This window comes from Pseudoglutamicibacter albus (genome assembly GCF_031458175.1).
Lineage (GTDB): Bacteria > Actinomycetota > Actinomycetes > Actinomycetales > Micrococcaceae > Pseudoglutamicibacter > Pseudoglutamicibacter albus.
The window spans coordinates 1,912,435-1,938,233 of the sequence record NZ_JAVDXX010000001.1 but is presented as its reverse complement, the minus strand read 5'-3'; the positions used below and the strand labels follow the sequence as shown (position 1 = coordinate 1,938,233).

General features: G+C 62.4%; 20 protein-coding genes. 4 read left to right on the top strand and 16 right to left on the bottom strand.

The genetic code is table 11. The features are described from left to right. Positions 1-328: 328 nt before the first annotated feature. From J2S67_RS08580 to J2S67_RS08560, 5 genes are all read right to left on the bottom strand, one after another. Positions 329-1,729 (bottom strand): MFS transporter, encoded by a 1,401-nt coding sequence (locus J2S67_RS08580; protein ID WP_310248211.1) that lies wholly within the window; start codon positions 1,727-1,729, stop codon positions 329-331. Positions 1,730-1,784: 55 nt separating this feature from the next. Further along, positions 1,785-3,296 (bottom strand): acyl-CoA synthetase, encoded by a 1,512-nt coding sequence (locus J2S67_RS08575; RefSeq protein WP_035756129.1) that lies wholly within the window; start codon positions 3,294-3,296, stop codon positions 1,785-1,787. 380 nt (positions 3,297-3,676) lie between these two features. Further along, the gene (hpaD, locus tag J2S67_RS08570; protein WP_310248205.1) at positions 3,677-4,840 is read right to left on the bottom strand and encodes a 3,4-dihydroxyphenylacetate 2,3-dioxygenase; all 1,164 of its coding nucleotides are present in this window, start codon (positions 4,838-4,840) and stop codon (positions 3,677-3,679) included. A gap of 69 nt (positions 4,841-4,909) precedes the next feature. Next, positions 4,910-6,418 (bottom strand): 5-carboxymethyl-2-hydroxymuconate semialdehyde dehydrogenase, encoded by a 1,509-nt coding sequence (gene hpaE / locus J2S67_RS08565; RefSeq protein ID WP_070507892.1) that lies wholly within the window; start codon positions 6,416-6,418, stop codon positions 4,910-4,912. A gap of 196 nt (positions 6,419-6,614) precedes the next feature. After that, positions 6,615-7,307, bottom strand: coding sequence for a GntR family transcriptional regulator (locus J2S67_RS08560; RefSeq protein ID WP_070490184.1), 693 nt, complete (start codon positions 7,305-7,307; stop codon positions 6,615-6,617). A 101-nt stretch (positions 7,308-7,408) separates the two neighbouring features. On the opposite strand from J2S67_RS08560, the gene J2S67_RS08555 reads away from it, so the two are divergent. The 4 genes from J2S67_RS08555 (at position 7,409) to J2S67_RS08540 (ending at position 11,461) form a co-directional block, all read left to right on the top strand. Then, entirely contained in the window at positions 7,409-8,929 is a 1,521-nt protein-coding gene (locus J2S67_RS08555) for a fumarylacetoacetate hydrolase family protein (RefSeq protein WP_256174187.1), read from the top strand. Between the two features lie 11 nt (positions 8,930-8,940). Beyond that, the gene (locus J2S67_RS08550; protein WP_035756137.1) at positions 8,941-9,726 is read left to right on the top strand and encodes a 2-keto-4-pentenoate hydratase; all 786 of its coding nucleotides are present in this window, start codon (positions 8,941-8,943) and stop codon (positions 9,724-9,726) included. Positions 9,727-9,770: 44 nt separating this feature from the next. Next, positions 9,771-10,595: an HpcH/HpaI aldolase family protein gene (locus tag J2S67_RS08545; RefSeq protein WP_232219281.1), complete on the top strand. Its 825-nt coding sequence runs from the start codon at positions 9,771-9,773 to the stop codon at positions 10,593-10,595. Between the two features lie 161 nt (positions 10,596-10,756). Further along, positions 10,757-11,461, top strand: coding sequence for an Abi family protein (locus J2S67_RS08540; protein ID WP_070507901.1), 705 nt, complete (start codon positions 10,757-10,759; stop codon positions 11,459-11,461). Positions 11,462-11,562: 101 nt separating this feature from the next. Here the strand turns inward: J2S67_RS08540 and J2S67_RS08535 are convergent, their stop codons facing one another. From J2S67_RS08535 to J2S67_RS08485, 11 genes are all read right to left on the bottom strand, one after another. After that, a complete protein-coding gene (locus J2S67_RS08535) occupies positions 11,563-12,828 on the bottom strand; it encodes an alpha-hydroxy acid oxidase (RefSeq protein WP_035756144.1) in 1,266 nt (421 codons plus the stop codon). Between the two features lie 141 nt (positions 12,829-12,969). Continuing rightward, entirely contained in the window at positions 12,970-14,397 is a 1,428-nt protein-coding gene (locus J2S67_RS08530; RefSeq protein WP_310248189.1) for an MFS transporter, read from the bottom strand. Between the two features lie 158 nt (positions 14,398-14,555). Further along, the gene (locus J2S67_RS08525; protein ID WP_310248186.1) at positions 14,556-15,251 is read right to left on the bottom strand and encodes a FadR/GntR family transcriptional regulator; all 696 of its coding nucleotides are present in this window, start codon (positions 15,249-15,251) and stop codon (positions 14,556-14,558) included. Continuing rightward, positions 15,248-17,767, bottom strand: a complete 2,520-nt coding sequence (locus J2S67_RS08520; RefSeq protein WP_310248183.1) for a heavy metal translocating P-type ATPase — start codon at positions 17,765-17,767, stop codon at positions 15,248-15,250. The genes J2S67_RS08525 and J2S67_RS08520 overlap by 4 nt, the downstream gene beginning before the upstream one ends. Next, entirely contained in the window at positions 17,764-17,988 is a 225-nt protein-coding gene (locus J2S67_RS08515; protein ID WP_035756150.1) for a copper ion binding protein, read from the bottom strand. Before J2S67_RS08515 ends, J2S67_RS08520 begins: the two co-directional genes overlap by 4 nt. 34 nt (positions 17,989-18,022) lie before the next feature. Beyond that, the gene (locus tag J2S67_RS08510; RefSeq protein WP_035756152.1) at positions 18,023-18,349 is read right to left on the bottom strand and encodes a metal-sensitive transcriptional regulator; all 327 of its coding nucleotides are present in this window, start codon (positions 18,347-18,349) and stop codon (positions 18,023-18,025) included. Positions 18,350-18,535: 186 nt separating this feature from the next. Next, complete coding sequence (locus J2S67_RS08505) at positions 18,536-19,840, bottom strand: carboxylate--amine ligase (RefSeq protein ID WP_256174193.1); 1,305 nt, start codon at positions 19,838-19,840, stop codon at positions 18,536-18,538. Positions 19,841-19,894: 54 nt separating this feature from the next. Beyond that, positions 19,895-21,070 carry a lipid II:glycine glycyltransferase FemX gene (locus J2S67_RS08500; protein WP_310248175.1) on the bottom strand — a complete coding sequence of 392 codons (1,176 nt, stop codon included), beginning with the start codon at positions 21,068-21,070 and terminating at the stop codon, positions 19,895-19,897. A gap of 98 nt (positions 21,071-21,168) precedes the next feature. Next, positions 21,169-21,804 carry a GNAT family N-acetyltransferase gene (locus J2S67_RS08495; protein WP_310248171.1) on the bottom strand — a complete coding sequence of 212 codons (636 nt, stop codon included), beginning with the start codon at positions 21,802-21,804 and terminating at the stop codon, positions 21,169-21,171. Positions 21,805-21,924: 120 nt separating this feature from the next. After that, positions 21,925-24,672 (bottom strand): MMPL family transporter, encoded by a 2,748-nt coding sequence (locus J2S67_RS08490; RefSeq protein WP_310248168.1) that lies wholly within the window; start codon positions 24,670-24,672, stop codon positions 21,925-21,927. Further along, positions 24,662-25,549 (bottom strand): TetR/AcrR family transcriptional regulator, encoded by an 888-nt coding sequence (locus J2S67_RS08485; RefSeq protein ID WP_070507913.1) that lies wholly within the window; start codon positions 25,547-25,549, stop codon positions 24,662-24,664. The genes J2S67_RS08490 and J2S67_RS08485 overlap by 11 nt, the downstream gene beginning before the upstream one ends. Between the last annotated feature and the right edge of the window lie 250 nt (positions 25,550-25,799).

Here is a 25,799-nt window from a genome sequence, read left to right as displayed (position 1 = left end):
GGGGGAGCGGGGCCTCCGTCGTGCCTGCGGTGCTTGCCGTGCCCGCCCTGCCCACCGTGCCTGCGGTGCTTGCCGGGCACGGCGCCTCGGGCCTTAGAGGATGACGGAAGAAGCAGCTGCAGCAGCTCCTTCTTCCCCCTGACGTGGTTGTACAGGGCCGATGGTGCCCTGATCTCACCGGCCGTCATCGCCACGCCGACTGCCTGGGAGGGGAGCCTGCGTCCGGGGCTGGCTTGAGGGCTTGTCTGAACAGATCCTTCGGGTGTGGAGCGCAGAAAGGCCGCGGTGGGCGAACGCCCACCGCGGCCTTGCGTCCTATCTGGTGTAGTTAGTGCTCGTGGATCAGCAGGTCATGATCCTTCGATTCCCGGGTCAAGAGGATCGCGATAGCGGAGACGGCTGCGATCGACCCGATGAAGGCAATGACCGGCAGTGTGCTCTCTCCACCACCGGGGCCGGCATAGAGAGACGCGACGATCGTTGGGGTGAAGCCGGCACCCAGCAGGGTGGCCAGCTGGTAGCCCAGCGAGGCGCCGGTGTAGCGGGACTCGGTTCCGAACTGTTCTGCAATGAATGCTGCCAAAGGGCCGTAGATTAGGCCGTGCAGGGCAAGGGCGATGGTGAACGCTGCGAGGATGACGAGCCAGCTGTCCGAGCGAAGCATCGGAAACATCGGGAACAGGAAGGCGACGTAGAGCACGAGCCCTGCGATCATCACCGGGCGGCGGCCCAGTGCGTCAGAGAGCCGGCCGGACCCGACGACTATGAAGATGGAGATGACCGAGGCCCAGGCAAAAGCGTAGAGGACATCCGAGCGGGCTGTTCCTCCGGCCGCGGAGTAGCCGACGGCGAATGTCGGGAGCAGTACCTGGAGGGCGAAGCCGGCGGCGCCGGCGAACATCGTCAGCAGGAGCGCCTTCGGGCGGCGAAGCACTGAGATCAACGGCACCTTTGGCTTGTTCTTGTCCTCGGCTTCGGCCTTGATCATGGCGGCCTGGAAGACCGGGGACTCAGAGACCTTGGAGCGGATGATGAGGCCCACGATCAGCAGCAGGAAGGAGACGAGGAACGGGATGCGCCAGCCCCAGGAGAGGAACTGCTCCTCGGGGAGCAGAGCTGAGACGGCGCCCATCATGAAGGTGCCCAACGCGGCGCCAGATGGAGCGCCGGCATTCGTGAAGGATGCGGCGAATCCACGCTTCTTCGTTTCGGAGTGCTCGAGCGCCATCAGGGCGGCGCCGCCCCATTCACCGCCGACCGCGATGCCCTGGAAGATGCGCATGATCACGAGGAGCACCACGCCCCAGATGCCGATCATCTCTGCAGACGGGATCAAACCGATCGCGGTGGATGCTAGGCCCATGAGGAGCATGGAGAGCACCAGCATCTTCTTGCGGCCTAGCCGGTCGCCGAAGTGGCCGAAGAGCGCCCCGCCCAGCGGGCGGGCGACGTAGCCGGCCGCGAAGGTGCCGAAGGCGGCGATGGATCCTGCCAGCGGGTCAGAGGCCGGGAAGAACACGTGCGGGAACACGACGGCGGCCGCGGTGGCGTACAGCAGGAAGTCGTAGAACTCGATGGTCGAGCCCAGATAGCTGGAGAGGATGACCTTGCGGGACTCGCGGCGGCGCTCCTCGGGGGAGATGTTCAGCAAGGCATCTACGGTGTCTTGCTTCTCTCCAGCGGATGTGGCCGTGCCGGTGGGACGGCTCTCAGGGTTGATGGTGGCCATGGTGACCTCTGTGTCTTTCGTTCGGGGGTGGGATAGGGAAAGGGTTCAGGGGCGCTCAGGCGCTCTCACGTAGCACGGTCTTGCGGATCTTGCCGGTCGTGGTACGCGGTAGCTCGTCAACGAGCCGCACCTGTGCGGGCACCTTGTACTTGGCCAGCAGCTCGGTCAGGTCTTTGCGGATCGCCTCGGCGTCCAACGACGCACTGTCTGCGGGCACCACGAAGGCCACGCCTGATTCGCCCCAGCGCTCGTCGGGGACGCCGACGACGGCCGCCTCGGCCACGCCGTCCAGGGAGAGCAGGGCGTTCTCCACCTCCGCGGGGTACACGTTCTCCCCGCCGGAGATGTACATGTCCTTGATCCGGTCCTTGATGGTGAAGAAGCCCTCGGCGTCCCGGACGGCGATGTCGCCGGTGTGGTACCAGCCGCCCTCCAGTGCGGCCGCGGTGGCCTCCTCGCGGTTCCAGTAGCCCTTCATGACCTGTGGGCCGCGGGCCAAGACCTCGCCGGCGGTGCCGTCCTCCACGTCCTCGCCGGTGACGGGGTCCACCACGCGGACCTCGGCGAAGAAATGCGGGCGGCCGGCAGTCCCGGCATGGGACAGCGCATCGGCGGCTTCCAGGAGGCAGACGCCGGGGGCGGTCTCCGTCATCCCGAAGCCCTGGACGATCTTCACGCCGCGGTCCTGCCAGAGGCGGATGGTGCGTTCCGGTAGCGGGGATCCGCCCACCATGACCGAGCGCAGCGAGCCCAGGTCAGCCTCGGCGAAGCCCGGGTCCTGGGAGAGGAAGTCCAGCATGGCGGGAACCATGAAGGTCCCCGTGACCTTGGAGTGCGAGATCGCGTCAAGCACGTCCTTCGGCCGGAAGGCGCGCTGGATGATGATCCGCCCGCCCATCATGAACGTGGGGATCGTGGTCATGTTCAGCCCGGCGATGTGGAACAGCGGGGCCACGGACAGCATGACTTCGTCCTGGCGGAGGTCGGTGCCGGTGAAAGCGTTCAGGTACTGGAAGGTGAGGTTGCGGTGGGTGAGCATCGCACCCTTAGGGCGGCCCGTCGTGCCGGAGGTGTACATGATGAGGGCGACGTCGTCGTCATCCACCTCCGCGTCCACTGGATCTGCGGAGCCGGCGGCCAGTACCGCCTCGTAGCGCTCGCCGGGGCCGTCTTCACCCTCCACGGCGATCAGACGCAGCCCGGTGACCTTGGATGCCAGGCGCTCTGCCGTGGGCACCTGGTCGCCGCCGTAGACAACGACGGACGCGCCGGAGTCCTCCACGATGAATTGCACTTCCGCCGGGGATAGCCGCGGGTTCACGAGGACCGCGGTGCCGCCGAACAGGGTGGTGGCGAAGAACGTCTCCAGCAGAGCGGGATGGTTGAACCCGACATAGGCGATCCGGTCCCCGCGGCTGGCTCCGCCGGCCAGGAGGGCGTGGGCGAGCCGCTCGACGCGCTCGGCGACCTCGCCGTAGGTGCAGGTGGTGCCCTCGAACTCGAGGGCGACGGCTTCAGGACGGACCGTGGCACGGCGGCGGGGGTAGGTGCCTACTCCGATGTTCATGAGGCTACTCCAAAGGAAGTTCGGGATGGGGATGCTCGGGACGGGGATGTTCAGGCGAGGCGCTCCCGGAGGAGTCCTCAGGACGGCCGGGATGTGGCAGACGTCACAAAACTATGGAAAGGCATTTAGTTGAGATTGTCAATGGTTGATTTTGTCAGGAGTTTGGCGTGGGGCTCGGAGTTGGAGCCCCTCTGGGTAGCGGTTCGCGCACCTCTCCGGGGATTATGAGCGGGCGGGCCTGCGGACGATGCATGGCATAAGACAACAAAAATCGCCCCCGCGGTGCCTGCCTAGATGCAGGCGCCGCGGGGGCGATTCAGTAGTTTCTAGCCGGTGTTGAGCCGGTTAGAAACCGGTGTTTTACTGGCTATAAGCCATGTCTAGAGCTGGTTTCCGAGCTTGTATTCGCCCTGCTTCCACTCCGGCATTTCTCCGTCTTCGTCGCTGCGGGTGTAGGAGAACCCGTCAGCGCCGATAGTCACGTTCATTTCGGATTCGTCGGAGCGTGCAACCACTTCCTGTGGGTTGCCGTCGAGGTCGAGCACGAGCGAGGCGTCGGTGTACCAGGACGGCACAACTGGGGTGCCCCACCAGTCGCGACGCTGGTTATCGTGCACGTCCCAGGTAACGACCGGGTTGTCTGGGTCGCCGGTGTAGTAGTCCTGGGTGTAGATCTCGACGCGGTGGCCGTCTGGGTCACGCAGGTACAGGTAGAACGCGTTGGAGACGCCGTGGCGGCCCGGGCCGCGCTCAATCGCATCCGACATACGCAGCGCACCGAGCTTGTCACAGATCGCGAGGATGTTGTGCTTCTCGTGGGTCGAGAACGCGACGTGGTGCATGCGTGGGCCGTCGCCACCGGTCATCGCGGTGTCGTGCACGGTTGGCTTGCGGCGCATCCACGCTGCGTAGACGGTGCCCTTGTCGTCCTGAATGTCTTCGGTGACGCGGAAGCCGAGGTCCTGCATGTACTTCGCGGCGCGTGGGACATCCGGGGTGACCTGGTTGAAGTGGTCCAGACGCACCAAGGCGCCTGGGGTGTAGAGGTCATAACGCCATGCGAGCCGCTCAACGTGTTCGACGTCGTAGAAGAACTCGTACGGGAAGCCGAGCGGGTCCTCAACGCGGACCGAATCGCCAATGCCCTTGACGAATCCGTCCTTCTTACGCTCAACACGGCAGCCGAGCTCCTTGTAGAAAGCCTCTGCCTTGTCGAGCTCTTCTGGGGAGCGCACACGGTAAGAGAACGCAGCGACAGCCGCTACATCGCCCTTGCGCAGCACCAGGTTGTGGTGGATGAACTCTTCCATCGACCGCAGGTAGATGGTGTTCTCGTCTTCTTCCGTGACAACGAGGCCCAGGACGTCCACGTAGAACTCGCGGGACTTAGCAAGGTCCGTCACCACGATTTCCATGTAGGCGCAACGAAGCACATCTGGCGCCTCGGCCTGTGGGGTTGGAATCGGGTTGTCAGTCTTGACTGGACCCTCTTGGCCTACATAGAAGCCGGATGAGGTTTTCTGGCGGTTCTCCAGGTTGCTCATGTTTGTTCTCCTGAGGTTGAGGTGGCGCCCCGCGGCGACGTTCCGCGAGGTCACCAGCCGGAGTAGGGGTTAGTTTTCCTGCTTACCGAAAACCGGGTTGTGCACCTTGCCGAGGTTGATGTGGACGGCCTGCTGATCGGTGTAGAAGTCGATCGAGCGGTAGCCGCCTTCGTGGCCGAGGCCCGAGGCCTTGACGCCACCGAATGGGGTGCGCAGGTCACGAACGTTGTTCGAGTTCAGCCACACCATGCCGGCCTCAACGTTCTGAGCGAAGTTGTGGGCACGCTTCAGATCGTTGGTCCAAATGTATGCGGCGAGGCCGTACTTGGTGTTGTTAGCGAGCTCGAGCGCTTCCTCTTCCGTGTCGAACGGAGTGATCGCAACAACTGGGCCGAAGATCTCTTCCTGGAAGATGCGGGCCTCAGGGGAGACGTCAGCGAAAACGGTTGGCTGAACAAAGTTGCCCTCAGGGAACTCGTCAGGGCGGCCGCCACCAGCAACGAGGCGGGCCTCTTCCTTACCGATTTCGACGTAGGACATGACCTTCTCGAAGTGCTCAGGGTGCACAATCGCGCCGACCTCGGTGGTCTCATCCGACGGCAGGCCAACCTTGACGCGCTTAGCCTGCGCAGCGTAACGCTCCACGAACTCGTCATAGATGCTGCGCTGAACCAGGATGCGGGAACCTGCGGTGCAGCGCTCGCCGTTGAGGGAGAACACGCCGAAGATGGTCGCGTCGATCGCGGTCTCGAGGTCCGCGTCCTCGAACACGACGGCTGGGGACTTGCCGCCGAGCTCCATCGAAAGGCCCTTGAGGAACGGTGCGGCGTTGCCGAAGATGATCTGGCCGGTCTTGGACTCACCGGTGAAGGAGATCAGCGGAACGTCTGGGTGCTTGACGAGCGAATCACCCGCGAAGCCCTCTTCGCCGTAGCCGTGGACCATGTTGAACACGCCAGCTGGCAGGCCGGCCTCTTCGAAGATGCCTGGCCACAGCGATGCGGACAGCGGCGTGAACTCTGCCGGCTTCAGCACCACGGTGTTACCGGTTGCGATCGCTGGCGCGAGCTTCCAGGATTCGAGCATGAACGGGGTGTTCCACGGCGTAATCAGGCCTGCAACACCGATCGGCTTGCGGTTGACGTAGTTGATCTGACGGCCTGGAACCTTGAACGTGTCATCATGCTGAGCCACGATCAGGTCAGCGAAGAAACGGAAGTTCTCAGCTGCACGGTGCGCCTGGCCGCGCGCCTGGGAGATCGGCAGGCCGGTGTCGAAGCACTCCATCGCTGCGAGCTCGTCCGCGCGGGTCTCCACAACATCGGCGATCTTGTGCAGAATGCGGGAACGCTGACGCGGGAGCATGGTTGGCCACGGGCCGTTTTCGAAAGCGTCCTTCGCGGCGGCAACCGCAGCATCGATGTCTGCGACCTTGCCGGAAGACGCCTTAATGTAGGCCTCGTTGGTGACTGGGTTGAGGACGTCGAAGGTGTCGCCGTCGATCGAGTCAACCCACTTGCCGCCGATGTAGTGGCGGATCTGATCTGGAAGGTTCTCCGGGACTGCTTGCTGTGCCATATGTATGAAGCTCCTCAATCCGGTAGTGGTCCGGTGCGGCCTGTTGGCTGCGCGACGTGGCGCTGGCTTTGATGCCGGTGCGGCCGCGCGGGCCGGTTTGTTGGTGGGGTGATGCCCCACATATTTGCAATCGTATACGATCCGTGGAGGCGTGAAAAGGGTTTAAATGACGACGCGGGCTGACTCCGCGCGGAGCTTAAAGCGAGGAGGGTGGCTGGCCCATGGCGTGAAGGTACGCGTTGAGCGTGTGCATGCGGTGGGCGCGGGCTAGCGCCTCGATCTGGTGGGCTGGCTTCTTGGCGGCGATCGCCTCGATCAACTCGGCATGCTCTTTCACGGAATCCTGGGCGCGGGCCGGGATCGCATCGAAACTGGAAACCCTGATCGCGTCCATGCGCGTCCAACCGCGATGCACCAAATCCAGTAGGTGAGTGTTGGGGCAATCCGAATACAGCAGCGCATGCAATTCAGCGTTCAAGCGCGTGAACTCTGCCGGATCAAAATCGGCCAGCAACGCACGTATCTGTTCGTTCAAGTCCCGGGCGGCCTGCACATCGGCGGCTGAAATATGCTCCGCGGCCAGCGCGGTGGCGGAGCCCTCTAGGATCGCGAGGGTCTGCATCGTGTTCAGATACAGCTCCGCATCCACCTCCGCGACAGTGGCCCCTTTATTCTGGGTGAACACCACGAGGCCTTCGGCTTCAAGCCGGCGGATCGCCTCACGCACCGGCACCACGGAGCACTTCAACTCATCAGCGATGGTCTGCAGAACCAGGCGATAGCCCGGTTCATACGTGCGGTCCAGGATGCGTTCACGCACGGCATCGTAGGCGGCCTGTGACTTCGATGTGGCCCGGGCCTGGCGCGGATGCTGCTGTGCGGAGGTCATATACGGATCGTATACGAGAGCACTCAAAACGTATACGATGATGAATACGACCGGCGCATTCATCAGGGGCGCATCTACCAAGAATGTCAGTAGGAGTGTCAGTGTTCAGCACAACTAACCAGCCCATCGAAGTAACCCAGGACGTTCTGGACAATATCGGCAAGGTCATCGCCGTTCACCTGGCATATTCGTCCCGCGCCGAACAGCGCGGCCGTACCCCTAAGTACCCTTCCTACTTCATGAAGGCGACCTCCTCGCTCGCCTTGACTGGGGAGACCGTGGAACGCCCAGCGGATACCGAACTGCTGCAGTTCGAAGGCGAGATCGCGCTCGTAATCGGCAAGGAAGCCCGCCGCATCACCCCTAACGAAGGCTGGGCGCACGTCGGCTGGATCACCGCTTCCAATGACATCGGTATTCAGGACATCAAGTACGCCGACAAGGGCTCCAACGTCCGCTCCAAGTCCGGCGACGGCTACACGCCACTCGGCCCGGTCATGATCCCTGCCGAGAACCTTGACCCGATGCACCTGCGCGTGATCACCAAGCTCAACGGTGAAACCGTCCAGGACGCCACCACGCAGGAGCTGCTGTTCTCGTTCGGTCAGATCGTGGCTGACTTGTCCCAGCAGATGACGCTCAAGCCAGGCGATGTGATCCTCACCGGAACCCCAGCCGGCTCCTCGGTTTTCAAGCCGGAAGACGTCGTGACCGTTGAAGTTCAGGCCGGCGAGCAGTCCACTGGCGAATTGCGCACCACCGCGGTCCAGGGCACTGAAGGCTTCAAGGACTTCGGCAACCCGACCAAGGTCACTGACGCTGACCGCATCGACGCATGGGGCGACGCTCAAGCCGCAGGCCTCGCAGACGCTGACGCTACAACCGACGCCGATGCTGCAACCGGCGCTGACCCGCTCACCGATGAGGTCCGCGCCAAGCTCATGGCATCCGCGACCGCAACCCTCTCCTCCTCGGTCAAGGCGGCAGGTATCGAGGCGTGCACCATCGCGGGCCTCACCGCCACCCACGGAACCCAGAAGATCGTAGGCCGTGCACGCACCCTGCGCATGATCCCGCTACGCCAAGACCTGTTCAAGCAGCACGGTGGCGGCTACAACACCCAGAAGCAGATGTTCGACGACCTCAAGGAAGGCGAGATCCTCGTCATCGAGGGCCGCGGCGAACAAGGTGCCGCAACCCTGGGTGACATCCTCGCAACTCGCGCCAAGCTTCTCGGCGCGGTAGGCATCGTGACTGACGGTGCGGTCCGCGACCTCTCCGAGGTTGTGGAGGCCGACATCCCGACCTTCCACAACGGCGCGCACCCATCTGTGCTGGGCCGCAAGCACGTCCCATGGACCATGGACGAAACCGTCGCATGCGGCGGTGCCGCAGTGCAGCCGGGCGACATCATCGTCGCTGACTCCAACGGCATCGTCGTGATCCCACCAGCAGTCGTGGAGCAGGTAGCCGATCACGCGTTCAAGACCGAAGTTCAGGACGAATGGGTCATGGCACGCGTCAAGGAAGGCAACCCGATCGAAGGCCTCTTCCCGCCAACCGGTGAATGGAAGGTCAAGTTCGAGGAATACCTCGCAAACCGCGAAAACGAGCTGAACTAAGGAGCGAACACATGCTGGATCAAAGCACCCGCGTGAAAATCGCTGACGAACTCGTCACCGCCGGCGAAACCAAAGTTCCCGTTCCGCTGCTCACCAAGCGCTACCCAGATATGGAAATCGCTGACTCCTACGCGATCCAGCGCATCTGGCGTGAACGCGGCGAAGAAAAAGGCCGCGTTGTGGCAGGCCACAAGATTGGACTGACCTCCAAGGCGATGCAGTACGCGACCGGCATCTCCGAACCGGATTACGGCGTGATCTTCAAAGACATGGTGCTGGAATCCGGGACCACGCTTGAGTGGGACATCTACACCAAGCCGCGCGTTGAGATGGAACTCGCGTTCAAACTCAAAGACGACGTGAGCGGCCCAGACGCTGACATCTTCGATGTCCTGCGCGCAACCGAATACGTTGTCCCGGCCCTGGAGATCCTGGATGCCCGCGTCGAGATGGAAGGTCGCACCATCGTGGACACCATCGCAGACAACGCCGCGATGGGCGTCATGGTGGTCGGCGGACGCCCGGTCCGTCCGGACGAGCATGACCTGCGGTGGCTCGGCGGCCTGCTGTATAAGAACCAGGAGATCGAGGAAACCGGCCTCGGCGGCGGCGTGCTTGGCCACCCAGCCAACGGCGTGCACTGGCTCGCGAACCGTCTCCACGAGCACGACGAAGTCCTGCGTGCAGGCCAGATCATCCTCGCAGGTTCCTTCACCCGCCCGATGTGGGTAGACAAGGGCGACACCGTGATGGCCGACTACGGGCCGCTAGGGGTTGTGACATGCCAGTTCGTCTAAACCACACCGAACGCAGCTTCAAGCACCTCTTTACCCAGCCGAGCATGGCCGATCAGCCGCGCGGCCGGGCCGATGGTGTTGCTGGCCCTGTCGTGGGCATGTTCGTCGCGTCCGGGGACCCGACGGCCGCCGAAATCTGTGCGGGTGCCGGCTTCGACTATTTGTTGCTGGATGCCGAACACGGCCCGTTCTACTTGGAAGGGCTCATCGGTCAGCTGCGCGCGATTGCCGCGTACCCGAGCTTGTCCGTGGTCCGCGTCCCGCGCAATGACGCCGCGATCATCAAGCAGGTCCTGGATGCCGGCGCGACCAGCATCATGGTCCCGATGGTCCATACGGTTGAAGATGCGCGTGCGGCCGCCGCTGCGATGAAGTATCCGCAGCCAGGCGGGGCTAAAGCCTCGGGGTCTGCGGTTGAAGGTGTGCGTGGGGTTGGTTCCGCGCTCGCGCGTTCGGCGCGTTGGGGGCGCGTTCCTCAGTACTTGACGCGGGCGCACGAGATCGTGAGCCTCATCGTCCAAGCCGAATCCGCGGAAGCGGTGCGTAACGCGGATAAGATCGCTGCGGTTGACGGCGTTGATGCGGTGTTCCTCGGGCCATCCGATCTCGCGGCATCCATGGGATACCTCGGCCAGCAAACCCACCCGGAGGTGGTTGGGGCCGTCAAGGAGGTTATCTCCAAGGTGCGGGATGCCGGCAAGATTGTGGGCGTCAACGCGTTCGCCCCGAACCAGGCGCGCGACTACCTCGAAGCCGGCGCGCATTTCGTCAACGTCGGCGCGGACGTCAGCATCCTCGCCCGCGGCACCGAAAACCTCGCGAACGAATTCATGCCCAACAAAGGCGACGACAACCTCGAATCCTACTGAGGTGCCTCGTTAGTGCAGTCGGGGCGGGACACCAACCGGTGTCCTGCCCCCGCTGTCTTCCCCGGGAAGGTGGGTCCGGGAAAGCAATAACCCCGGTGATATACGTCTAAAACGCAGGGATCGCTCCGGGGCTTTCAGTTTTAAGTGTAACACTGGTGTGTATGTCGCCCAAGAACAACCCGCACAGCGATCTTGAAGCCTGGTTTTCATTCGAACGGATGAAAACTTACAGCTTTCATCCGGATCCGGAAGCCCTATACCTGTGGAATACTCGCGTGACCAAGGCGTTCCTGGAAGATATTCAGCATGTCGAGGTGCTCTTGCGTAACCATGTCGATACTGCTGTTTCCTCAAGATATGGCGAGCGGTGGTATGTCCACTCTGCTATTCCTTTTGATTGGCATGCCGAGAACTCTGTTAGGAAGGCGAGTAAACGCGCAGGTAGGAAGGCGGACGGAAGGTCGGGGAGCGGCCGACAACCGGAGCCGCTACCGGGGCGGGTGATTGCTGAGCTGAACTTCGATTTCTGGGCGTACCTTTTTACCAATAGGTACGCGGCGACCATTTGGCCGCTGGTTCATAAGACTCTTGTAGCCACACCGGCTTCCACTACGCGAAAGGGCGGAAACGGCACCTACGTGCCGTCCTTGACTGATTTCAAGTGTGAGGTTGACGTGGTCTATAAACTACGTAACCGTTGCGCCCATCACGAACCGATTATCAGGCGGAACAGGCAGCAGGAAGATGCTTGTCTTGATAGTGCGCAGGAAGCCATTAGGCTTTTGACCATGTGGCTCAATCCGGACGCGGCACATTGGATTGCATCACACTCAAGGCTCCCGCATCTACGGAGTGTTAGGCCTTAAACGAACTGCTCCCCATGGTTGGTGACTGAGTTCTCAGTCCAACTCATGGGGAGCAGTTTCTAGATCAAGCTACGTCTGTGCTCGCGGCTAAGCGCTGAGCATCAGAGCGTGCGTTCGGCGGCTTCTACCGCATCGTTCTGGATGGGTGTCAGGCGCTGGAGCTGGGTCACGTGGCGTGGCTCGAGCTCCTCGACCGTGGATACACCCAGCAGGGCCATGGTGCGTTCGATCTCGGTGCGCAGAATCTCGATGGTGCGGTCAACGCCTTCGCGGCCGCCAGCCATCAGGCCGTAGAGGTATGCGCGGCCGATCAGCGTGAACTTAGCGCCCAAAGCCATCGAAGCGACGATGTCCGCGCCAGTACGGATACCGGTGTCGATCATGACGGTAGCGTCCTTACCGACCTCACGCACAACCTTCGGCAGCAACTGGAACGGAACAGGTGCGCGGTCCAGCTGGCGGCCACCGTGGTTCGAGAGCACCAGGCCGTCCACGCCGTGATCCAGCAGGCGGTGGGAATCCTCGACGGTCTGAACACCCTTGACAACGATCTTGCCAGGCCACATTTCACGGATGACCTTGAGGTCCTCGTAGGAAATGGTTGGGTCCATCGCCGAGTTCAGCAACTCACCCACGGTGCCCCCGGTGGAAGACAGCGAAGCGAACTCGAGCTTAGGGGTTGTCAGGAAGTCGATCCACCACCATGGGCGAGGGATCGCGTTCAGCACGGTACCCAGGCTGATCTGCGGCGGGATCGAGAAGCCGTTGCGGGAGTCGCGCAAACGGTGGCCAGCAATAGGGGTGTCGACCGTGAACATCAGGGTGTCGAACCCGGCCTTAGCGGCGCGCTCAACCAAGCCGTACGAGATTTCACGGTCCCGCATCACATAGAGCTGGAACCAGTTACGGCCGTGAGGGTTCGCCTTCTTGACATCCTCAATCGAAGCCGTACCCAGCGTCGAAAGCGTGAACGGAATACCAGCGGCACCAGCGGCGGCCGCACCAGCGTGCTCACCCTGGGTCTGCATGAGACGGGTGAAGCCGGTTGGCGCAATGCCGAACGGAAGCGCGGAGCTACCGCCCAGAATCTGTACCGAGGTGTTGACGTGCTCGGCTGGCTTGAGGATGTCCGGGTGGAACTCGACGTCACGGAACGCCTGCACGGAGCGGTGCATGCTGATCTCTTCCTCAGCGGCACCGTCGGTGTAGTCGAACGCGGCGGCCGGGGTGCGGCGCTTAGCGATCTTACGCAGATCGCTCACGGTCAGCGCGTTGCTCAGACGACGCTTCTTCGGGTTGAGCTCGGGCTTCTTGAACTTCAGCAGATCAAAAATCTCGTTGGGGTGAGGGAATTGACGGCGAATCATCTGTATTCCTTTCTCTAAATTAGTTGCCAGGGGCAAGTCTGTAAGTGCGCCAACAGGCGGCCGGCGCGCAGCGGCAAGACAGCACTGCGCAAGTCATCGCTGTGTAGGTCTTCACTGCGTAGGCCACCGCTGCGTCAGTCATTACTGCGCCGGGGCCTGTTCGTGTGCGAGGTTCTCTTCTTCAATGTAGGCCACGCGGCTGATGAAGAAGCTAGCGATCACGGAGATCAAGCAGCAGAAGATGACGTAGCAGGCGATCGGCCACCATTGGCCGTCGGAGATTTCGAACAGCCAGACAGCGATGAGCGGCGCGGTACCACCGAAGATCGCGGCACCCAGCTGGTAGCCCAGCGATGCGCCGGTGTAGCGGACCTGTGGAGCGAAGTTTTCAGCAATCAGGGTGCCCAAGATTGCGTTGACGGAGCCCCAGAGGATACCGAAGCCGAGGATCGTGGATACGAACAGCGCCCAGGTTTCGCCGGTGTTGAGGATCCAATAGTACGGGAACACGAGCACGATGGTACTCAGCGCACATGTACGGTAGAGGGCTCCGCGGTTCATGCGGTCGGAAATCGCGCCGAAGACTGGCATCCAGATGGTTGCGACGAAAGCGGCTGCCGCGACTGCGAGCAGGACCGTGTTGTTGCGGGCGCCGAGGACATCGGTCGCGTAGGCGACGATGTAGGTTCCGAAGATGTAGAATGGTCCAGTTTCCGCGGCTTTCGCGGCGATCGAAACCAGGACCGCGCCCCAGTGTTTGGTCACAACTTCCTTGATCGGCAGCTTGAGTTGCTTGCCCTGTTCGCGCATGCGGCGGAATTCAGGGGTGTCATCGAGGCCGTTGCGGATCCACAAACCAATCAACACGAGCACGATCGAGGCCACGAATGGGATGCGCCAGCCCCACAGCATGAACTGGTCTTCCGGCATGAGGGTCAGCAACGCCACCACGGCGGAGGCGAGCAACATACCGAGCGAGATACCCATCTGCGGTACCGCACCGTAGAGGCCGCGCCGGTTGCGTGGCGCGTATTCGTAGGCGAGCAGTAGCGCCCCACCCCATTCGCCGCCGATGCCGAGGCCCTGCAGGATACGGAACAGGCACAGTAGAAGCGGAGCCCACATCCCGATCATCGAATAATCCGGGAGCAAACCGATCGCTACCGTTCCGCCGCCCATGAGGCACAGGGTGATGAACAGGGTTTTCTTGCGGCCGATGCGGTCGCCGATGTGGGAGAAGATCACGCCACCGAGCGGGCGGAAGAAGAACGTGAGTGAGAATGACACGTAGGCCAGGAAGGTGGCCATGAACGGGTTGTCGCTGGGGAAGTAGATCTTGTTGAAAACAAGAGCCGCGACCGTTCCGTAGATGAGGAAGTCAAACCATTCGATGACGGAGCCGCTGAGGCTTCCGAATAGCACCCGGTAGTTCAGGGGCTGCTTTTCTTGCGTTCCGTTGTGTGGCCTGCGGGCTTTGGAGCCTGATGCGGCGTTGTTGCCAGCTTGTGGGTTCGTGGCAGAGTGTGCCGGGTTCGCCGCGGCGGAGTTCGGATGCGATGAAGGCTTCAAAGCTACTCCTGGGGATAGGTGCCAATGTCAAGGATAGATGTGGTCAGACCATGTGGTCTAACCACAGACACTATGGCCTCGGTCACATTTGCGCAAGAGGTAATTTTTCTTAAGGCGCCCGCAGTGGCGCCGGTGAGGCCGCGCTACGCTACCTGCCGTCAGCCAGCGGTTTCGGCGTAGTAGCCGCTGATGTGTTCCTTGAGTAGGTCCGCGGCCGCGTCTGCCCGGCCGTGGCGCGCAGCCTCCAGGATTGCACGATGCTCGCTCCGCAGCCGCGCTGATGTCGCCTCCCAGTCGGGCAGGGCCTTGGCGCGTTCAACCGTGTGCCCTTCGATCGCGGTGCGCATCGCATCCATGAGTGTTGAGGCGAGCGGATTATTCGCGGCCTTGGATAGCGCTACGTGGAACTGCGCGTCCAGGTTCAGGAAGTCAATGACGGACAGACCCGGCTGATCCATCATGTCCAGAAGCGTTTCCGCTTTCATCCAATCGGGATGTTCAGGGTCGGCATGCTCGGGTTCGGAGTTGCGTACCGCCCAGTCTTCAAGCAAGAGCCGCATCTCAAACACGTGGTGATGCTCAACCTGGCTGGTCGCCAACTGGAGGTTCAGCGCCAGCGAAAGCGCCTGCTCGGGTGCCGCGGTAATCACCGTCCCAGACTGAGGCCCAGACCCCGTGGAACTCCGGATAGAACCCAGCGCCTCCAAGACGCGTAACGCTTCACGGATGGTACCGCGGGACACCTCGAGCGTTTCGGCGAGTGACCGTTCACTCGGCAGGTGATCGCCAATGTTGAGGCGGCCTGCCGAAAGTTCGTCGGTCACCCACTGCATCACCAACTCATGAGCCTTCACGGTTGGTATCCTCTCACATCGGCATGCGGGCCAGGACTGTGTTTCCCGAAGCGGCGCAGACGCAACGCATTGAACACCACGATGACGGAGCTGGTCGCCATCGCAACCCCAGCGATCATCGGGTTCAGAAGCCCCAACATGGCCACCGGGAGCGCGGCGACGTTATAGAAAAACGCCCAAAAGATGTTCTGCCGAATGATGCGCAAGGTCTGCCGGGACAGCTCGATCGCATCCGCGGCCTGCCCCAGCGAAGACCCCATGAGGGTGACCCCGGCGGCCTCACGGGCAACATCCGTTCCGGCGCCCATCGCAAGCCCAAGGTCCGCGGTCATCAAGGCAGGGGCATCGTTGACGCCGTCGCCAACCATCGCGATCTTCGTGCCATCCGCCTGCAAATCCCGGACCGCGTCGACCTTACCTTCAGGCCGCACCCCGGCCATGACGTGTGCCTCCGGGATGCCGACCTCACGCGCGACCGCGGCCGCGACCTCACGGTTGTCACCCGTGACCATCCACGGGGTCACACCCATCCCAGTGAGCCGGGCGACAGCCTCCGCGGAATCCGGCTTGACCTGATCCGCGACGCTGAGCAACGCGACCGCGCGGCCGCTTGTGCTGGTGTCAGCTGCATCGGTGCCGCCGGTTCCGGAGCCCCCGATGCCGAGCGCGACCACCGTCATGCCCTCGCGTTCAAGCCGCGCAAGCTCAGCGCGGGCGTCATCGCTCACGTGCATGCCCTGCTCAGTGAGCAGGTCCAGCGTCCCGACCGCGACCGCCTGGCGCATACCGTTCTGATCACTCACGACCCCGGTGACGCCACTTCCGGAGTGCGAGGCGAAGTCCTCGACCGTGAGCTGACGGCCATTAGCGCCGCCGGCTTCGCCCGTCGCGCCGGTGGCGGCGTCGACAATCGCGCGAGCGATGGGGTGCTCCGAATTTTGCTCGAGTGCGGCGGCATAAGCCAGCGCAGTGTTGGCGCTGATGTCCACTGTTGCGGCAGGGGAGGCTGTAGCGGAGGTGGCAGCGCTAGCGCCGGGCAACAGGGTTGTGGAGGTGAGTGTCATACGGCCTTCGGTGATGGTGCCGGTTTTATCGAGCACCACCGCATCGAGGTTGCGTGCTTCTTCAAGCACGGCAGGCCCGGAGATGAGGATTCCGCGGCTCGCCCCGTTACCGATGCCGGCGACGAGTGCAACCGGGGTCGCCAAACCGAGCGCGCACGGGCACGCGACAACCAGGACCGTTACGGCCGCGATGAAACCGCCCGAAGGGTTGCCGGCAATCAGCCACCACCCCACAAACGTGAGCACCGCTAGTGCTAAAACGATCGGAACGAAAACACCGGAAATCCGGTCCACGAGCCGCACAAGCGGAGTCTTCTCCGACTGCGCCTGCGCGATCATCCTGCCCATCGCAGCCAACGTCGTATCCTCACCGGCCGCGCTCACCCGCACGAGCAAGCGACCGGACGTGTTGATGGTTGCGCCCGTGACCTCTGAACCGGGGGAGACCGGCACGGGCACGGATTCGCCCGTGATCATCGAGGCATCCACATCGGAGTCACCCTCGAGCACAACGCCGTCGGCAGCGATCTTCTCACCAGGCCGCACCAAAATAACGGTGCCCACGGTGAGCTCATCCGCCGGGACCTCACGGTGGCCTCCATCGGCGTCAACGACCGTCGCGTGGCTCGCTCCCAGCTCAAGTAACGCGCGCGTTGCATCCGCTGCGCCGTGCCGAGCACGCGACTCAAGCCAACGCCCCAGCAACAAGAACGTGACGATGACCGCTGCGGACTCGAAATACAGGTGGTGCCCGTGCATCGCATGCAGGTCACCGAGGCGTGCATCGGCCGTGAGCGCCGGATCACGCAATAACTGAACCCACGAATACACAGTCGCGGCAATTACACCGATCGAGACGAGCGTGTCCATCGTGGACGTCCCGTGGCGCGCGTTGATCGCCGCAGCCTTATGGAACGGCCACGCAGCCCACGTCGCCACCGGCAACGAAAACAAGCCGGCAACCCAGCCCCAATGCCGGAACTGAAGCCCCGGAACCATCGAAATCAGCAACACCGGCGCGGTCAGGATCGCGGCGATCAGGAACCGCTTGAACAACGGAATCCGGTAGCCCGCCGAAGAGCCGAACTCACCCGTCGGATCAGCCTGGCCTGCTTCGGAAGGCGCTGGGTTCTTCTGGCCTGTGTCGGAAGAAAGCGCTGGGTCGGCGTGTGCTTGCTCGGCCGACGGATGCGACGCCGTGCTGGTTTGAGCCTCTGTCCGGGTCTTCTTGGGGGAGTGGATGCGCGCATCGTAGCCTGCTTTCCGGATCACTTCGATGAGCGTGCCATCCTCGACGTCTGCCGGCGCGGTGACGCGCGCGGTCTCAAGCGGGAGGTTCACGGCCGCGGTGACGCCGGGGAGTTTCTCGAGTTTCCGCTCGATCCGGTTGACGCAGGACGCGCACGTCATCCCCTCGATATCGAGGGTGAGTACACGCTGCGTTTCACTCATGCGCGGCTCAACTCCGTGGTTTCGTAGCCTGCCTCTTCGATCGCGCCGCGGATCTGCTCATCGGTCACGGTCGCCTCAGCGTCGAATGTCACCACGGATGTGCCGCCGGTGTTGAGTTCGACGCTGATGTTGGCCACACCGTCGAGTTCGCCGAGTTCTTCCTTGACGGATGAGACGCAGTGGTGGCAGGTCATGCCAGTGACGTTCAGGGTGACAGCCATAGGGGTTCTCCTTCGGTTGGAGGGAAGTGTTCAGTTAGCGCAGCAGACGGCCGACGGCGGCGGTGACTTCATCGACTTTGTTCTGCACGATGGTGGAGTCGCCGGTCGTGATGGATTCTTGCGCGGCGTCCACCACGCAATGGTTGATGTGGTCCTTGATGAGCTCAAGCGAAACCTTATGCAGGGCCGAGTTCACGGACGCGAGCTGGGTCAGGACGTCGAGGCAATACGTGTTGTCCTCGACCATGCGGGAGATGCCGCGGACTTGCCCTTCGATGCGCCGCAGCCGGTTCAGCAGGGCCGTCTTGTCTTGCGTATAGCCGTGGCCGGCGTGCGGATCGTGATGCGTTGAATCAGCCATGCCATCTACTATACCAATACCCCCTAGGGGTATGTGAAGAGTGCTCTTGCTGCTCCGCAAGATGCGGGGGGCAGCCGGTGCGGGGGCGGCAGATTCGGGCGGGGCTGCGGCTGCGGGCCGCTACAGCGGGCGCTGGCCCCGCGCTACCGGCAGCAACGCGGAATGAAACGGTCTCCGCCGCGCTGTTTACGCGGGCGGGAAGTCGCGGAACTTTTTGACGTAGTTGACCATCGCCATCGCGATATAGAGCCACCGGCGGGGATGGCGTTCGGCCTTATGGAACAAGGGATTCGTGACCTTGCGGGCTTTGATGAGCTCCTTGGCTTGTGCGCCGGAGGTGCCTTTTGCGTACTTTTTCAGAAGCCACAGCGGCAACACCGTGTAGAGGTGCTCGCGCGTCAGCACGCGCGTGCCACCCTCGACGCGGGAGTCCGCATCGGACACAACCGGGGTGCCATCAGACAACCCGAACTCGTTAGCATCCAGCCATTCCTGAACATACACGCGTGAGGCCGCGAGGCCTGCGGCCTGCATGTAGTAGTGGTTCCGGCCCAAACGCGGGTTCATCTCGAAGAGCTTGACCACGCCATCGCGCGGATCCAGCTTGGCGTCCACCATGGCCCAGCCCGTCCAACCGTAATGCTCAACCAGGGCCTTGACGGAAGGCACAATATCCGGGTTGTCGGTGGTGACAATGCCCGCTGAGTTCCCCTCGACAATCGGGGAATGCTCCTCAACCACAACGTTCGCGTTCGCGACATACAGAGTCCCGGAGCCATCCTTCGCCCCGTACATTGAGCACAGCCGCATGTTCTCATCCCCGCCAGGGATCATCTCCTGCAGGATGAACGGCTGCGTGTACCCGCCTTTGGCCATCCGACCCACCATCGTGACTACGGCATCGCGGTCTGTGAAACGGAAAACCTTCTGCTTACCTTCAAAGCTCGCATCAACCCACGCCGCGGAATCGGCCGGCTTACCGATCAGCGGGAACTCAGGTAACTCTTCCGGTACGGCGGCCTCCGCACCCTCGCTTGCCACCTTGCGCGGATCAATCACCACGGTGCGCGGATGCGGGATCCCCAACTTCTCACACACCGCATAGAACTCCGACTTACTCGCCGCCTGGGCAATGGTCTGCTCGTCAGGGTAGGGGAGGGTATAGAACTCCTCAAGCGCCTCACGGTTACGCACCAACTGCCCGATGTGCAGGTCCAGTGACCCCAGCAGCAACAGCGGCCTGCGGTTGGGGCCTGCCAGTTCGCGGCCCTGATCCAGCAGGAACTGGATCACGCGGGCCTCGTCCTTCATGGTTCCAGCCGGACGCAGGTCCACGATTGCGGAGTGGTTGATCGAACCGTTCGGATCTCCCGTGACGATCACGGACGTGACCCCATAGTTCTCGTGGAACGCGCGGGCCATCGCGTACGTACCCATGTCGCCGCCATACAAAACGGGAACAAAAGGCTGTTCAGGGCTCACGGTCGTCACAGGGTGTCTCCTTGAAGGTCGCTGACAGGGGGCGCGGGCGCGTATGCTTGAGCGTTATTTGGAACGCAGCTGCATGTACTTATTGAACGCCCACGTCATAGGTTTGTTGATCGCGATCTCCCACTCGCCAACCATCCGGAAAACATCCGCGCCAACGCCGGTCTTGAACCGCGTCAAACCGCCGGCGTGGTCGCCACCCATCTGCAAGGTCGCAGTCAGCCCGCCCTGATCCAACACAACGCAACCGCGCTCGATCGCGGCCTCAATCATCACGGCCTGAAGCAAGCGCGGGGCGCCCGCGTACGCTCGGTCAAGAACCGAACCCCCGTACAGATACCAAGACTGGTTGCCGTGCATCACCAACATCGCGGCGGCAAGGTCGTGGTTCTCATCCTCCGGGGCGGACGCGATATAGATGCGGCACGAACCCTTCTCTGACGCGTTGAGTTCGTTATAGAGGGTCTTGTAATACGATGCCGGGCGCGCCGTGAAATCCTGCCGCTTAGCGGTCTCCTCAATCAGTGCGGTGAAACGCTCGAAACCATTGTCCGGGTTCTCATGCACTATGAAACCTGCGCGCATCGCCTTGCGTGTATCGCGGCGATTATTGCCCGAAAACGCAGCCAACACGCCATCTAAGTCCAGCTGGTTTCCACCCTCATCCACGAGCGGAACAAGCGCGAGGTATGCAGGCTGGCCGGCCTCAAAATCCATGCCCCCACCCAGAGGGCGCGCGCCGCGGGCGGTCAAAGCCTCGATCAGTTGCGTACCCACCTCATAGGTTTCGGTCGGTTCAAGCTCATCGAGGCTCTGCATGGTCCCGGCACCCAGGACCTTACGGACACCAGCGGCACCCCACCGCTTAGCTTTGACGTTCGGGCCGAAACGCAACGCGAACGCGCCACGGCGCTTCACATCCTCAACCAGCGCATCGACCACCGCGTCCGCTGGGTATTCAGACCAGTCAATCACCGGCCCCATTGGTACATACGCTAGGCACCGCTTCACAACCGGCGCCCACCGCAACAAAACCAGGGCAGCACCAACGAGCTTTTCGCCCGCGTAAATGCCGAGCGAAATCGAATCCCAATCCGACTTCACCGCACCCCAAGCAGGGGTCTGCATAAAGCTCGCATCAGGGTGCTGGGAGAGGAACTCGCGGTGCTCATCGGCACTGATTTCACGCGCTTTAATCAAGGGATTATTCAGTGGGGAAGTCGGTTCAGCCATGTGCCCGAGTATATCCGCCGCCCGCCCGAGCGCCGGCGCCGGTGTTAGCTACAGCACTTCGCGCACCCAATAGCTACAGTACCCCACGCACCCAATAGCTACAGGGCTTCGCGCACCATCGGCACGTGCGGGATCCCGACCTCGAGGAACTCCTCACCATCCACCTCGAAACCGAACTGCGTGTACCAGTCAGCCAGGTGGGATTGCGCATTGAGCACGATGCGGCGCTTACCGCACCGGGCTACCGCGGTCTTCATGAGCGTATGCCCGATGCCTTGCCCGCGGCGTTTGCTGTGCACCGCGACCCGGCCGATGCGCTTGGTCTGCTGGTTGGTTTGCGGCGCGGAACCCGTCCCGTTGGCGCCGGCGTTGCCGCCGGGGTTGAAGATGTTGATGCTCTGCGCATCCTTGGTCTGTGCATTCCCGGCCTGCGCATTCCCGGCCTGTGCATTCCCTAGCAGCGGCAGGCCGAGGCCGGTGCCTTTGGGTTGCTCGTTCATGATCCGCAGGGTCGCGAACACAACCCCGGCGCCGTCCTCAACCCACAAGTGTTCCGTGGTGTCCTCGAGGTCGTTGAGGTCCTGGTCCGCGTAGTTGCATCCCTGCTCGACGATGAAAACGTTCTGCCGCAACGTGGAAATACCGGCCCACGTGGGCGCATCCATCGAACGCAGGTTCCCAACGAACGCGAGCAGCCCGTCTGGAAGGTCGAGGGCACGAAGGTGAGTGGACACGGAACCTCCAGAAGGACAATCAAGTTCTATACATCGATGCGGGGTCTGCAAACGATGCGGGGTGGGGTTTCGTGTGAAACCCCACCCTTACGTTAGCGGCTACCGCGCACAGCGGCGCGCTTATGCGCGGGCGGCATTCTTATCGGCGGTATCGGTGTCCTTAGACTCCGTTGCGGTGCGTTCGGCTGCCGCGATCTCTTCGCTGAGGGATTCACCTTCAACGTCCACGTTCGGCAGGGCCTTATCGAGCCAGCCCGGGATGAACCACGCATGCTTGCCCAGTAGCGTCATGATCGCCGGTGTGATGGTCAACCGGACCACGAACGCGTCGAAGAGCACACCGAACGCGAGTGCGAAACCGATCGGCCTGATCATCGAGAGCTCGGAGAAGATGAAGCCTGCGAACACCGAGATCATGATGAGTGCGGCAGCAACCACGACCGGTGCGGCGGCGGTCATGCCCTTACGGACCGCGGCACGCGGCGAGGCGCCGTGCACGAACGCTTCGCGCATCGCGGTCACGAGGAACATCTGGTAGTCCATCGCCAAGCCGAACAAGATACCGGTCAACAGGATCGGTAGGAAAGACATGATCGGACCTGGAACGTGCACCCCGAACAGTTCGCCGAGCCAGCCGAACTGATACACCGCAACCGTGGCGCCGAACGCGGCCGCGAGCGACAGCAGGAAGCCCAGCGTTGCAATCAGCGGAACGACGATCGAACGGAACACGAGCAGCAGCAAGACCAGCGACAAGCCCACCACGATCACCAGATACGGCGGCAAAGCTTCCGCCATCTTCTCTGACACGTCGATCATCGCGGTCACCTGCCCGGTCAACGCGAGCTTCGCACCCGTTTCGTCTTCGAACTGGTGCTCAGCGGCACGGATCGTCTCAACCAGATCCACGGTCTTGTCATCTGCCGGGCCGGTGGTTGGGATGATCTGCAGTAGGCCGTACCGGTTGTCGTCGGTCTGTTCCACAGGGGAGGCCGCGATCACGCCCTCGATCTCGCGGACCTTCGTGGCCGTCTCGTAGAGCGCCTTCTGCGCTTCAGCCTCCGAGGCACCCTCAGGCAATGTCACAAACCCCAAGATGGGGCCGTTGAAGCCGGCACCGAAATCCTCTGCGGTCTTCTCGTAGGCGACCTGCGCATCCGAACCGTACGGCTCTGACGCGCCATCCGGCAGCGCGGTGGTGAGCTTGAGCGAGGGGATCGCGATAATCCCGAGCAACAGCACCCCGGCCAGGGCAGCGAGCCACGGCTTGCCGGTCGTGAAGCGGCTCCAGCCGTTGTGGCCGCCCCGATCCGCATCGCCGTCAGTCTCAGTGTCAGCACCTGCCCCAGCATCAGCCTCAGCGCCAGCGCCTGCCTCAGCACCAGCGAGGTGGGCGCGCTGCTTCGCTTGTTTCGCATCGAACGCTTTTTGCGCACGCTTGGACACCAGGCGCTGACCGATCAGCGAAAGCAACGCAGGGGTCAGCGTGACCGCGATGAGCACGGCCAACGCGACGGTCGCGGCGGCAGACAGACCAAGCACCGAGAGGAACGGCAGGCCCGGAACGAGCAGCGCAACCAGCGCGATCACGACCGTCAAACCAGCGAACACCACTGCGCTTCCGGAGGTCCCGACGGCCAAGCCGATGGACTCTTTAACGTCAACGCCTTGCATGAGCTGGCGGCGGTGGCGGTGCACGATGAACAGCGTGTAGTCGATACCCACGGCCAGGCCCAGCATGAGAGCGAGCGCGGGGGTGATCGAGGCCATGTCCACTACCGAGGAGAACGCGAGCGTACCCGCGACACCCGCGCCCACACCCAAAACTGCCTGCACCAGCGGCAGGCCGGCGCCCACGAAAGTTCCCATCATGATGAACAGGACCAACCCGGCAACAACCAGGCCGATCGCCTCACCAATGCCGAAGACGCTGTTGAGATCGGAGGAGATCTCGGTGGAGGGATAGACCTCGATCCCGAGGCTTTCCACACTGTGCAGCTCGCTGAGCAGATGCTCACGCTTCTGGGTTTCCATGGCTTCGGCTTGGCCTTCGAACTGCATGTGGGCCACAGCGCTCGCCCCGTTGTCAGAGACGAACTTCATGCCTTCGGTGGATTCCGCTTGCCGCTGGCCTTGAGCCAGCTCGGCGCGGCCTTCCTCGAGCTTCTTCTTGCCTTCGTCGATTTCCTTCTGCTTGGTTTCGAGCTCGGCCCGGCCCTCATCGAGCTCCGCCTGCTTGGCCTTCAAACCGGCCTGCTGCTGTTCAAGCGCTTGGATGGTGCCCTTCGCCTGCATGTACTGCTGGGTCTGGGTCATGCCGGCGGCTTCAAGCTGCTTCGCGCCGTCTTGGGCTTGCTTCAGCCCAGCTTCGAGCTGTTTCTTGCCGTCATCGAGTTGCTTCTGGCCGTCGCTGATTTTCTTCTTTGCGCCGTCGAGTTGCTTCTGACCGTCGGCGAGCTTCTTCTCATTCGCCGCGAGCTCTTTCTTGCCTTCTTCGATCTTGTTGCCGGCGTTGGCGATCTCGGCTTGGTTCTTGAACGGGTCAGCCGCTACAAGCGCAGTCTTGTCCTCTTCAAGGCCGGCAAGCATCGAGGAGATTTCCTGCTTCTGCTCGTCCGTGAGCTCATTCCCGTTAGCGGTCGTGAAAACCACGGAGCCGGTGCCGCCGCTGAACTCGGGGAAGATCTTTTCGACTTCATCCAGGGTGTCCTGGGTTTCGGTTCCCGGGATCGCGAAATCGTTGGTGAGCTTGCCCATGAACAGGCCCGCAGAGCCAACCAGAAGGCCGATGATCACCGCCCAGGACACGATGAATGCCCAGGGCCGCCGTGCCGCCAGCTTGGCGAGTTGATAGAGCTTATGTGCCATATTTCCGTGAGTCCTCGAAGAAGTTGGAACTGTAGATCTCTTCGCGTTCGTCGCTGGTGAGCCAGCTCGCCCACGCGCTGTGTTGTAGATACTGACCGTTGCCGTGGTTGCCCTGCTTGCGGCTACTGTCCTCGCCGTCGTCCTGGCCGCCGCTTGTGTCGGCGGTGCCTCCAGCATCCGATGCGGGCAGCATCCCTAGCGGTGAGATGAGTGATACCGCCCGGACTGCGTTGAGTCGCAAAGCCTCAACGTCTGCCTTGGTGGGGCGGCCGGTCAGTGCTGCGGCCCAGTGTTCAAAGGCCACCTGGACTGCGGTGACCGCGGCTCTGACCTGAACCTCGATCACGAGCCGCGCATTCGGTGAAAGTCCCTGAAACGGCTCGATGAGCTGGGTGATGCTGTTCTCCCATGTGCGTAAAGATTCGGTGCGTAACGCGGAAGAAGCGCGGGCGAGCAAGAGCGTGCGCGTCGCGGGGGCTAATAGTTCAAGCCGTATCGAATCGGTGAGCGCCTGCGTGTAATCGAGTGGCCCTCCAGTGCCTGAGGTTTCTTCTGATGCGCCGCCGTTTCCCTGCGGGACCTTGAGGCGGATGAGGGCGTCTTGGATGATCACGGTCAACGGATAGTGAACGGCCTCGGCAAGTGAGCTGAAGTAATTGAAGAACGTCCGGCGGGAAACCCCGGCCCGATCAGCGACCGCATCGACGGTGACCGCGTCCCACCCGAGTTCTTCCCCGAGGTCGAGGCACGCGTTCACGATCCCCTCGGTTGTTGCCATCCGGTTGAGTTCACGCCGGCCCAGCGCCTCAACGGCTTGCGCTAGGTTCGCAGGCGCTACAACGCAACCCGCGGTATTGGGTGATTCAGGGGTGGCCATGGGCTCATTTTATCAATACGTGCACTCTGTGCAAATATGCCTTGTGGGCAAAAAGTCTGAGGAAACGCTGGGGTGCAACTGTGAATAAAAACGACACGCACGCATGACGGCCGCAACATTGCGAACCGTCTCAACATTCAAACTTGATCCGTCAATAACTCGCGCGCATAACTTTCAGCACCATAGAATGACGCGTGTTCCGGAGGCAGCCGGGCGCGAACCACGCGCATACTCCGGGATCTGACGCTTG

Bases quoted from the DNA above. Each gene is read 5' to 3' on its own strand.
- J2S67_RS08580 (WP_310248211.1), bottom strand. From the start codon at position 1,729: ATGGCCACCATCAACCCTGAGAGCCGTCCCACCGGCACGGCCACATCC.
- J2S67_RS08575 (WP_035756129.1), bottom strand. From the start codon at position 3,296: ATGAACATCGGAGTAGGCACCTACCCCCGCCGCCGTGCCACGGTCCGT.
- hpaD (WP_310248205.1), bottom strand. From the start codon at position 4,840: ATGAGCAACCTGGAGAACCGCCAGAAAACCTCATCCGGCTTCTATGTA.
- hpaE (WP_070507892.1), bottom strand. From the start codon at position 6,418: ATGGCACAGCAAGCAGTCCCGGAGAACCTTCCAGATCAGATCCGCCAC.
- J2S67_RS08560 (WP_070490184.1), bottom strand. From the start codon at position 7,307: ATGACCTCCGCACAGCAGCATCCGCGCCAGGCCCGGGCCACATCGAAG.
- J2S67_RS08550 (WP_035756137.1), top strand. From the start codon at position 8,941: ATGCTGGATCAAAGCACCCGCGTGAAAATCGCTGACGAACTCGTCACC.
- J2S67_RS08545 (WP_232219281.1), top strand. From the start codon at position 9,771: ATGGCCGATCAGCCGCGCGGCCGGGCCGATGGTGTTGCTGGCCCTGTC.
- J2S67_RS08540 (WP_070507901.1), top strand. From the start codon at position 10,757: ATGTCGCCCAAGAACAACCCGCACAGCGATCTTGAAGCCTGGTTTTCA.
- J2S67_RS08535 (WP_035756144.1), bottom strand. From the start codon at position 12,828: ATGATTCGCCGTCAATTCCCTCACCCCAACGAGATTTTTGATCTGCTG.
- J2S67_RS08520 (WP_310248183.1), bottom strand. From the start codon at position 17,767: ATGAGTGAAACGCAGCGTGTACTCACCCTCGATATCGAGGGGATGACG.
- J2S67_RS08515 (WP_035756150.1), bottom strand. From the start codon at position 17,988: ATGGCTGTCACCCTGAACGTCACTGGCATGACCTGCCACCACTGCGTC.
- J2S67_RS08510 (WP_035756152.1), bottom strand. From the start codon at position 18,349: ATGGCTGATTCAACGCATCACGATCCGCACGCCGGCCACGGCTATACG.
- J2S67_RS08500 (WP_310248175.1), bottom strand. From the start codon at position 21,070: ATGGCTGAACCGACTTCCCCACTGAATAATCCCTTGATTAAAGCGCGT.
- J2S67_RS08490 (WP_310248168.1), bottom strand. From the start codon at position 24,672: ATGGCACATAAGCTCTATCAACTCGCCAAGCTGGCGGCACGGCGGCCC.
- J2S67_RS08485 (WP_070507913.1), bottom strand. From the start codon at position 25,549: ATGGCCACCCCTGAATCACCCAATACCGCGGGTTGCGTTGTAGCGCCT.